The 10,998-nt window shown below is 64.2% G+C and carries 4 protein-coding genes; 2 read left to right on the top strand and 2 right to left on the bottom strand.

From position 1 onward, the window contains the following. Positions 1-870: MFS transporter (locus tag WBR57_RS18120; protein ID WP_424085255.1), on the top strand; the 870-nt coding region annotated here is incomplete at its 5' end. Here WBR57_RS18120 and WBR57_RS18115 read toward each other — a convergent pair. After that, positions 871-1,236, bottom strand: coding sequence for a type II toxin-antitoxin system HicB family antitoxin (locus WBR57_RS18115; RefSeq protein ID WP_424085253.1), 366 nt, complete (start codon positions 1,234-1,236; stop codon positions 871-873). Beyond that, entirely contained in the window at positions 1,233-1,484 is a 252-nt protein-coding gene (locus tag WBR57_RS18110) for a type II toxin-antitoxin system HicA family toxin (RefSeq protein ID WP_424085251.1), read from the bottom strand. The genes WBR57_RS18115 and WBR57_RS18110 overlap by 4 nt, the downstream gene beginning before the upstream one ends. Positions 1,485-1,694: 210 nt before the next feature. On the opposite strand from WBR57_RS18110, the gene WBR57_RS18105 reads away from it, so the two are divergent. Further along, on the top strand, positions 1,695-10,998 hold a 9,304-nt coding region (locus tag WBR57_RS18105; protein WP_424085249.1), incomplete at its 3' end, for an amino acid adenylation domain-containing protein.

Here is a 10,998-nt window from a genome sequence, read left to right as displayed (position 1 = left end):
GCGCCGAGCTGGACGCTGTTCCTGTTCGCCGCCTTGGCCGGCTGCATGCCGAATATGTCGGCCATGGTGCGCGCGCGCTGGACCGAGCTGTACCGCGGCCAGCCCAAGTTGCAAACCGCGTTTGCCCTTGAGTCGGTACTCGATGAAGTGTGTTTTATCATCGGCCCGCCGATTTCCGTGGGGCTCAGCGTGGTGCTGTTTCCGGAGGCCGGCCCATTGGTCGCGGCACTGCTGTTGGCGGTGGGCGTCACCACCTTTGTGCTGCAACGCGAGACGGAGCCGCCTGTGCACGCGCATCAGGAGCACCACGGCGGATGGCTGATCGCTTCGCCTTCAGTCCTGATTCTGATGATCCTGCTGTTGGCCATGGGCGTGATCGTCGGCGTGGTAGATGTGGTCAGCGTGGCCTTCGCCCAGCAGCAGGGCCAGCCGGCGGCGGCGAGTATCGTGCTGTCGGTGTATGCCATCGGTTCGTGCCTGGCGGGGTTGGCGTTCGGCACACTCAAGCTCAAGGCCTCGCTGCCTCGGCAGTTTCTGTTCTGCGGGATAGCCACCGCGCTGACCACCTTGCCACTGCTGCTGGTGACCCACATTCCCGGGCTGGCGGTGGCGATTTTCATCTCCGGCCTGTTCTTCGCCCCCACCCTGATCGTGTCGATGGCGCTGGTGGAGCGGATCGTCCCGCCCAGCCGCCTGACCGAAGGCATGACCTGGCTGATCACCGGCCTGAGCATCGGCGTGGCCATCGGTGCCGCCAGCTCCGGCTGGATGATCGACCACTTTGGCGCGGCCAGCGGTTTTTGGGTGGCGCTGGCAGCTGGGGCGGTGGTGCTGGGGTCGGCGGTATTGGGTTACCGGCGGCTAGGGTAGTCAGCCAATTGCCGGATGCGGGTCTGAACCGTGCTGTTGCAGGAACTCTTTAAGTGCCTGGCGCGTGAGGTCATTGAGCGTGACCTTCTTGCGCGTCGCCGCCAGGGCGGCAGCCAAATGCAGGTCGTGGCCCACGCGAACATTGAACGAGCCTTTGCACGGCTTTTCCGGTGTTTGCCCCAGCGACTGGCAGGTGGTGAGGTAGTCGTCTACCGCTTCACGAAAGGCGGCGTCCAATTCGGCGACGGTTTTGCCTTCGTAGCTCACCAGCGCCTTGATGAACAGAATCTTGCCGAACAGGCAGTTGTCTTCGACGCTGGCTTCAATGGAGCCGATGTAGCCTTTGTGGTTCAGTTGGTTGTTCACTGAATCAGTTCTCCTGATTTCAATTGTTCGATGATCTGGCGCCGAATGTAGTGTTTCAATTCGTTGCCGGGGTGGGGCCTGTGCAGCGTGATCATTGCACCGGGGTCGCCGATGTCGAATTTGACGCGGCTTCCTGCCCCCTCAATCTGTGTGTAGCCAAGCCAGCGCAGCAGCGTGACGAGCTCTGGCCAGGTAAATGCCATTTGCTCGTTGAGCAATTTGGCGAGCAGCTTTTCATTTTTGGACACGGCGTTCCCTGCGTGTAACTAAATGTAGTTGCAAAAAGTGGTGTTCGTCAATGCTAGCTCGGGTTGTCCGCTCTTTCTCAAGAATGATGTAACCCTTGATGACGTCTCGTTCGAGGCCTCCCATCCCTGCGCTAATTTTTCCCCGCCCGGTTCGTTTTATAGGGACGACGTGCCTTTGTGCTTCCTGCCTATTGCTCCGGACTCCAAGAAATGAATGCTGAAGACTCCTTGAAACTTGCTCGCCGGTTTATCGGGTTGCCCCTGGAAAAACGCCAGCTGTTCCTGCAGGCACTGCAGAAAGAAGGGGTGGATTTTTCGCGGTTTCCGATTCCGGCCGGGGTCGAGGTGGAGGACCGCTTTGCGCTGTCCTACGCGCAACAGCGCATGTGGTTTCTCTGGCAATTGGACCCGGCCAGCGGCGCCTACAACCTGCCGGGTGCCGTGCGGCTCAAGGGCGCGTTGAACCTGGGTGCGATGCAGCAGGCGTTTGCCAGCCTGGTCGCGCGCCATGAAACCCTGCGCACGGTGTTCCAGCGCCAGACCGACGAGCGTCTGGTGCAGGTCGCGGTGCAGCCGTCGCTGGCCATCGAACAACTTGACCTGAGCGAGCTGCCCGCCGCCGAGCGCGAGCAGGCCGTCAACCATGCGGCGACCCGCCAGTCGCTGCTGCCGTTCGACCTGGAGCAGGGCCCGCTGCTGCGCGTGCAATTGCTCAAGCTCGAGCCCCAGGAACACGTGCTGCTGCTGACCCTGCACCACATCGTCTCCGACGGCTGGTCGATGAACGTGCTGATCGACGAGTTCATCCGTTTTTACGACGCTCATGAGCGCAACGAAACACCGCAACTGGCGCCGCTGCCGATCCAGTACAGCGACTATGCGCTGTGGCAACGCCGCTGGCTGGAAGCCGGCGAGCAGGCCCGGCAACTGGAATACTGGCAGGCACGCCTGGGCGATGAGCACCCGGTGCTGGAACTGCCCACCGACCACCCACGCCCGGCGATGCCCAGCTACCAGGGCACTCGGCATAACTTCGCAATTGAACCGGCACTGGCCGCGCAACTGCGTGCCTGCGCGCAACAGCACAACGTGACCCTGTTCATGCTGTTGCTCGGCGCGTTCAATGTGCTGCTGCATCGCTATACCGGGCAGGGCGATATCCGCGTCGGCGTGCCCATCGCCAACCGCAACCGCACTGAAGTCGAAGGGCTGATCGGTTTCTTCGTCAACACCCAGGTATTGCGCACCGAACTCAGCGGGCAAACCCGCGTCAGCGAGCTGTTGCAAGCCATCAAGGAGCACGCGCTGGGTGCCCAGGCCCATCAGGAATTGCCGTTCGAGCGCCTGGTGGAAGCCCTCAAGGTCGAGCGCAGCCTGAGCCATACGCCGTTGTTCCAAGTGATGTACAACCACCAGCCGGTGGTGGCCGACATCGCTTCGGTCAGCACCGCTTCCGGCCTGGAACTGGCCCTGGTGGAGTGGCAAGGCCGCACTACCCAGTTCGACCTGACCCTCGACACCTACGAAAAATCCGGCACCCTGCATGCCGCGCTGACTTACGCCAATGACCTGTTCGACGCGCCGACCATCGCGCGCATGGCCGGGCACTGGATCAGCCTGTTGCAGGCCATGGTCGCCGACGGTGAGCAGCGCATCGGTGAACTGCCGATGCTGGCCGCCGACGAGCAGCAGGTGCTGGTGCAGGCCTGGAACCAGACGGCGCACACCTATCCGACCGAGCGCGGTATTCATCACCTGATCGAGGATCAGGTGCAGGCCACGCCCGATGCGCCGGCCCTGGTATTCGGCGCCACCACGCTGACCTATGCCCAACTGGATGCGCGTGCCAACCAGCTGGCGCATGCCCTGCGCGAGCAGGGTGTGGGCCCGGACGCCCTGGTCGGGATCTGCGTCGAGCGTTCCATCGAGATGGTGGTCGGCCTGTTGGCGATTCTCAAGGCCGGTGGCGCCTACGTGCCGCTGGACCCCGAATACCCCCAGGAACGCCTGGCCTACATGATCGAAGATAGCGGCATCCAGCTGCTGCTCAGCCAGCAGCGCCTGCTGCCGTCGCTGCCCGCTGCCGGCATTCGCGTGATCGCCCTGGATCAGCCCGGCGTGGGGCTCGAGGGTTACAGCACCGAATCGCCCGCAGTGAATATTCACGCGCTGAACCTGGCCTACGTGATCTATACCTCCGGCTCCACCGGCAAGCCCAAGGGCGCCGGCAACAGCCATCGGGCGTTGGTCAACCGCCTGTGTTGGATGCAACAGGCCTACGGGCTGGATGCCAGCGATGCGGTCCTGCAGAAAACCCCGTTCAGTTTTGACGTATCGGTGTGGGAGTTCTTCTGGCCGCTGATGACCGGCGCACGCCTGGTGGTCGCCGCGCCAGGCGAACACCGCGAGCCGGCACGCCTGATCGAGACGATCGGCCGCCACGCGATCAGCACCTTGCACTTTGTGCCGTCGATGCTCCAGGCGTTTATCCACGAACCGGGCGTGCAGGCGTGCTCCAGCCTCAGGCGTATTGTGTGCAGCGGCGAAGCCTTGCCGCTGGACGCGCAAATCCAGGTATTCGCCAAGCTGCCGCAGGCCGGTCTGTTCAACCTCTATGGCCCGACCGAAGCCGCCATCGACGTCACCCACTGGACCTGCATCGACGAAGGCGCCGACAGCGTGCCCATTGGCCGCCCCATCGCCAACCTCGGCACCTATGTGCTCGACGCCCAGCTCAATCCGGTGCCGGCCGGGGTGTCTGGCGAGCTGTACCTGGGCGGCAGCGGCCTGGCGCGCAGTTACCATCGGCGCCCGGCCTTGACCGCCGAGCGTTTTGTGCCCAGCCCGTTCGGTGACGGCGTGCGCCTGTACCGCACCGGTGACCGCGTGCGTCAGCGTGCCGACGGCGTGATCGAATACCTGGGCCGCCTCGACCACCAGGTCAAGCTGCGTGGGTTGCGCATCGAGCTGGGCGAAATCGAGACGCGCCTGATGCAGCATCCAGGCGTGCGTGAGGCGGTGGTGCTGGTGCAGGGCGGCAAGCAGCTTGTGGCCTATCTGGTGCTGGAGGGTGAAGCGCCCGCCGACCTCAAGGCCTGGCTGCTCAGCAGCTTGCCGGAATACATGGTGCCCACCCACATGGTGCACCTGGCCAAGTTGCCGGTCACTGCCAATGGCAAGCTCGACCGCAAGGCCCTGCCATTGCCGGATGCCGCTCCGCAGCAGGCGTATAGCGCGCCGGAAAATGCCCTGCAAAAAGCCCTGGCCGCGATCTGGAGTGACGTGCTCGGCGTGGAACAGGTCGGTCTGGACGACAATTTCTTCGAGCTGGGCGGCGACTCGATCATCTCGATCCAGGTGGTCAGCCGCGCGCGCCAGGCGGGGATCCGCCTCAGTCCGCGCGACCTGTTCCAATACCAGAGCGTGCGCAGCCTCGCGTTGGTGGCGAGCTTCGAGCAAGCCGCCGTTGTCGACCAGGGCCCGGCCATGGGTGAGGTCATCCTGACCCCCGTGCAACACAGTTTTTTCGAACAGGCTATCCCGGCGCGTGAGCATTGGAACCAGTCGTTGCTGCTGACCCCGCGCGAGGCGCTGGAGCCTGCCCGGCTGGACGCGGCCTTGACGCAAGTGATCAACCATCACGACGCCTTGCGCCTGCGTTTCACCCCGCAGGCCGCCGGCTGGCTGCAAACCTACGCCGCACCCGTGGCGAGCTGCGACCTGTGGCAGTCCCAGGCCAGCACTGACGCCGAACTGGCCGCGCTCTGCGATGAAGCCCAGCGCAGCCTTGACCTTGCGCAAGGCCCGCTGCTGCGCGCCGCCCTGGTAAACATGGCCGACGGCAGCCAGCGTCTGCTGCTGGTGGTTCATCACCTGGTGGTGGACGGCGTGTCCTGGCGCATCCTGCTCGAAGATCTGCAAGAGGCCTATGGCGCTGGCACCCTGCCGGCCAAGACCAGCGCCTACCAGCAGTGGGCGCAGCAGTTGCAGGCGCACGCACTGACCCTCGACGCGCAACTGCCTTACTGGCAGGCCCAGACCGCTGACGCCGAGCTGCCCTGCGACAACCCCCAGGGCGGCCTGCAAAACCGTCTCGGCAACACGCTCGAAGTCCGCCTCAGTGCCGAGCACACGCGCCAGCTCCTGCAGGAAGCCCCGGCAGCTTATCGCACCCAGGTCAACGACCTGCTGCTGACCGCCCTGGCGCGCGTGATCAGCCGCTGGAGCGGCCAGCCTGGCGCACTTATCCAGCTCGAAGGCCATGGCCGCGAAGACCTGTTCGACGACGTCGACCTGACCCGTACCGTCGGCTGGTTTACCAGCCTGTTCCCGGTGCGCCTGCACGCCGATGGCGAGCTGTCGAGTGCGATCAAATCGGTCAAGGAGCAGCTGCGCGGCGTGCCGGCCAAAGGCATCGGCTACGGCCTGCTGCGCTACCTGGGCACGGCGCAGGCCCGCGCCAGTCTGTCGAACCTGGCTGCACCGCGCATCACCTTCAACTACCTCGGGCAGTTCGACCGCCAGTTCAATCAATCGGCGCTGTTTGTTCCAGCCACCCAGGGCAGCGGCCAGGCCCAGGACCCCGCGGCGCCGCTGGCCAACTGGCTGACGGTGGAAGGGCAGGTGTATGGCGGTGAATTGGCCCTGCGATGGGGCTTCAGCCGCGAGATGTTCGAGGCTTCGACCATTCAAGGCCTGGTGGATGATTACCAGCAGGAACTGCTGGCACTGATCGCGCATTGCATCGACCCGCAGCAGAGTGGCCTGACCCCACACGATGTGAGCCTGGCGCGGTTGACCCAAGCGCAGCTGGACGATCTGGCGCTGCCCGCGCGCGAGGTGCAGGACCTGTACCCGTTGTCGCCCATGCAGCAGGGCATGCTGTTCCATAGCCTGTACCGTCAGGGTGAAGACGACGTCTACGTCAGCCAGCTGCGCGCCGATGTGCAGGGCGTGGACGTGGCGCAGTTCCAGTGTGCCTGGGCGCAGGTAATGGCTCGGCACGACATGCTGCGCACCGGGTTTGTGTGGCAGGACGACCAGGGCCAGGCGCTGCAAGTGGTGTATCGCCAGGTCAGCCTGCCATTCACCGAACATGACTGGCGTGGCCGCGAGGACATCGCGGCAGCATTGGACAGCCTGGCTGCCGAGCACCACCGCCAGGGCTTCGAGCTGGCGCGCCCGCCGTTGCTGCGGGTGGCGCTGGTGCGCAGCGCCGAAGACTGCTGGCACTTGATCTATACCAGCCATCACATCCTGATGGATGGCTGGAGCAACGCCCTGGTGCTCAATGAAGTGCTGCAAGCCTGCAAGGGCAAGGCATTGCCGCCGACGGCTGCGGCGTTTTCCCAGCATATCGCCTGGCTGCAACAGCAGGACCCGGCGGTGGGTGAGGCGTTCTGGCGCCAGCGCCTGACGCAATTGGACGAGCCTACGCACCTGGCGCGCAGCGTGGCCAAAACTGCCGCAAAAGGTGACGGCGAGTACGGTGGAATCCTCTGTGAGCTGGATGAAGCCCAGAGCCGTCGCCTGGGTGCGTTTGCCCGCGCTCATCAAGTGACCCTCAACAGTGTTGTACAAGCGGCGTGGCTGTTGCTGCTGCAACGCTACACCGGCCAGGCCAGCGTTGCCTGCGGCGTCACCGTGTCCGGGCGCCCCGCGCAGTTGGCGCATGTCGAGCAGCAAGTCGGCCTGTTTATCAACACCTTGCCATTGATCGCCGCGGCCAGCCCTGCGCAAAGCGTCGGCGACTGGGTACGCAGCGTCCAGGCGCTGAACGTGGCAATGCGCGAGCACGAGCATACGCCGCTGTTCGATATCCAGCGCTGGGCGGGCTCGGCCGGCGAAGCGCTGTTCGATACCCTGGTGGTGTTCGAAAACTTCCCGGTCGCCAAAAGCCTGGAGCAGTCCGACAAGGACGGCCTGCAGTTCAGCGGCGTCAGCCATCAGGAACGCACCAACTACCCGCTGACCCTCACCGTGCACGGCGGTCAACGCGTGAGCCTGCACCTGGAATACCTGTGCGCGGATTTTGCCGGCGACGCGGTGCAACACATCGCCACCTACCTCTTAGGGTTGCTGCAGCAATTTGTCGATGCGCCGGAGCGAGCCTTGGGCGCCGTACCTTTGCTGCCCGCCGATGAGCGCCGGCGCGCACTGCAAGACTGGAACCCGCGCGATGTTGCACAACCTGCCCAGGCCAGCGTGTTGCAGCGCTTTGAGCAGCAAGCGGCGTTGCACCCGCAGAACATCGCCTTGATCCTTGATAAGCGGCGCCTGAGCTACGCCGAGCTGAACCTGCGCGCCAACCGCCTGGCCCATCGCCTGGTCGAGCAGGGCGTCTGTGCCGACACCTTGGTGGGCGTGGCCGTGGATCGCTCCCTGGAGATGGTCGTGGCGCTGCTGGCGGTGCTCAAGGCCGGTGGGGCGTATGTGCCGCTGGACCCGAAATACCCGGCCGAGCGCCTGCAATGCATGATTGAGGACAGCGGCCTGCAGGTGTTGCTGACCCAGCAGCCGTTGGTGCGGCAACTGCCGATCACCGACGATTTGAGCTTGATCTGCCTGCAGGACACGCCCGAGTGGCTTGCCGATTACAGTGGGGAAAACCCGTCGCCACGGGCGCTGCCTGCCAACCTGGCCTACGTGATGTTCACCTCCGGCTCCACCGGGCGGCCGAAAGGCGTGGGCATTGACCAGGCGTCGCTGGCGCGGCACGTAGAGGTGTTCATCGCGTTGTTCGCGTTGCAACCGCATGACCGTGTGCTGCAATTCGGTACGTTCAACTTCGACGGTTTCGTCGAACAGCTATACCCGGCCCTGTGCTGCGGTGCAGCGGTGGTGGTGCGCGGTGGCGACCTGTGGGACAGCGATACGTTTTACCGGCAATTGCTTGAGCAAGATATTTCCGTGGTCGACCTGACCACCGCCTACTGGCTGCTGCTGGTGCGCGACTTCGCCGTCCACGGCCCGCGCGACTACGGCCGCCTGCGCCAACTGCACATCGGTGGCGAAGCCATGCCACCCGAAGGCCTCAACGCCTGGCGTGAAGCCGGCTTGCAGTCTGTGCGCCTGCTCAACACCTACGGGCCGACCGAAGCCACGGTCACCGCCACCGCCCTGGACTGCGCCGCGTACGTCGATGGCCGCGAAGCCTTGCCGTCGATGATGCCGATTGGCCGAGTGCTGGACGGCCGCGCCATTTACCTGCTGGACGCCAACCTCAACCCGGTGCCGGTGGGTGTTGCAGGCGAGCTGGTGATCGGTGGGCCATTGCTGGCGCGAGGTTACTTCAACCGTCCTGAGCTCACGGCGCATCGTTTCATCCCCGATCCGTTCTGCACCGGCGGCGCGGGTCGGCTGTACCGCACCGGTGACCTGGCGCGCTATCGCGCCGATGGCATGATCGAGTACGTGGGGCGCATCGACCACCAGGTCAAAGTGCGCGGTTTCCGTATTGAACTGAGTGAAATCGAGGCGCGCCTGCTGGCCCAGGCCAGTGTGCGCGAAGCGCTGGTCATCGCCGCCGATAACCAGTTGGTAGGCTACGTCGTGGCCAGCCAAGCGCTGTCCGAAACCGAGCACGCCGCGTTGCGCACGCAGCTCAAGGCCACATTGCGCGCCGAACTGCCGGACTACATGGTCCCGGGGCACATCGTGCTGCTGGACCACTTGCCGCTGAGCCCCAACGGCAAGATCGACCGTGGCGCACTGCCCAAACCCGACACCGGCCAATCGTTGGTCGATTGGGTTGCTCCGGTCACCGCGATGGAACAACAGGTCGCGGCCATTTGGGCTCAGGTGCTGGGCGCCGAGCGGGTCGGGCTCAACGATCACTTCTTCGAAATGGGCGGGCATTCGTTGCTCGCCACGCAGATGGTGTCTCGCGTACGCCATGGCCTTGGGGTTGAAGTGACCCTGAAGGTGTTATTCGAACACCCGTTGCTGGCTGATTTTGTGCGCGCTCTGGGCACTGAGCGGGATTCGACGCCAGCCCTCGTGCGCGCCGAGCGTGACCAGACGCTCCTGTTGTCCTACGCGCAGGAGCGCCAGTGGTTCCTCTGGCAGCTTGACCCGCACAGCGCGGCCTACCATGTGCCCAGTGCATTGCGCCTCAAGGGCTCGCTGGACCAGCCTGCCTTGCAACGCGCGTTCGACACGCTGGTGGCGCGCCACGACAGCCTGCGGGTTTCTCTGCAACAGGAGGGCGAGCGCACTGTGCAGGTCATCGACCCGCACGCGCGAATCGAGCTGGCTTCGCTGCACACCGACGAGGAGGGCTTGAAAGCCCTGATTGAAACACTGATCACCCAGCCGTTTGATTTGCGTAAAGGGCCGCTGATGCGCGTCAGCCTGTTGCGCCTGGCCGAGGATGAGCACGTGCTGGTGCTGGTGCAGCATCACATCATCTCCGATGGCTGGTCGATGCAGGTGATGGTCGACGAGCTGGTCCAGCTCTACACCGCCTGCAGCCAGGGCCAGCCGCTGCAATTGCCGGACCTGCCGATCCAGTACGTCGACTATGCCCTTTGGCAGCGCAGTTGGATGGAAGCGGGGGAGAAGGCGCGGCAGCTCGATTACTGGCGAGCGCAGCTTGGCGGTGAGCAACCGGTGCTCGAATTGCCGTTCGATCACCAGCGTCCGGCGCTGCCGACCCATCGCGGTGCGCGCCTGAGCGTGCCGCTGGCGGCGCCTTTGCTGGAGGAACTCAAGACGCTTGCCCAGCGTGAAGGCGTGACCTTGTTCATGTTATTACTGGCGTCTTATCAGGTATTACTGCATCGCTACAGCGGCCACCAGGATATTCGCGTCGGCGTGCCGATTGCCAATCGCAATCGGATCGAGACCGAGCGTCTGATCGGGTTTTTCGTCAACACCCAGGTGCTCAAGGCGGAAATCGACGGGCACACCACCGTGCGCGCGTTACTGGCGCAGGTTAAACAGCGTGCGCTGGAGGCCCAGGCGCATCAGGACCTGCCGTTCGAACAACTGGTCGAGGCTTTGCAGCCCGAGCGCAGTTTGAGCCTGAGCCCGTTGTTCCAGGTTGCGTTCAACCACCACGTCAGCCTGGCGGGTGGGCATTTACGCCGCCTTGGGCACTTGCAAATCAGCCCGGTCAGTTGGGATGAAGCCGTTGCGCAATTCGACCTGACCCTCGATATCGAGGAGTCCAAGGACCAATTGCACGCGTCGCTCAGTTATGCCACCGACCTGTTTGACGCCGCCACCATCGAGCGCATGGCTCGCCATTGGCAGAATGTGCTGCAGGCGATGGTTGCCGATCAGCTGCAGCCCATCAGTCAACTGAAACTGCTGGACGAGGACGAGCAGCAACACATTCTCCAGCGTTGGAATCAGGCCGATGCCGGCTTCTGCGCCGAGCGCTTCGTGCATGAATTGGTCGCCGACCGTGCGCGGGAAAATCCGCAGGCGGTGGCGGTAAAATTCGATGCGCAAACCCTGACCTACGGCGAGCTGGACCGCCAGGCCAACCGCCTCGCGCATGCCTTGATCG

The sequence above is a fragment of the Pseudomonas sp. genome, assembly GCF_049590575.1.
Taxonomy (GTDB): Bacteria; Pseudomonadota; Gammaproteobacteria; order Pseudomonadales; family Pseudomonadaceae; genus Aquipseudomonas.
Note: the sequence above shows the minus strand (reverse complement) of the source record. Positions and strands in the feature narration are given on the sequence as shown.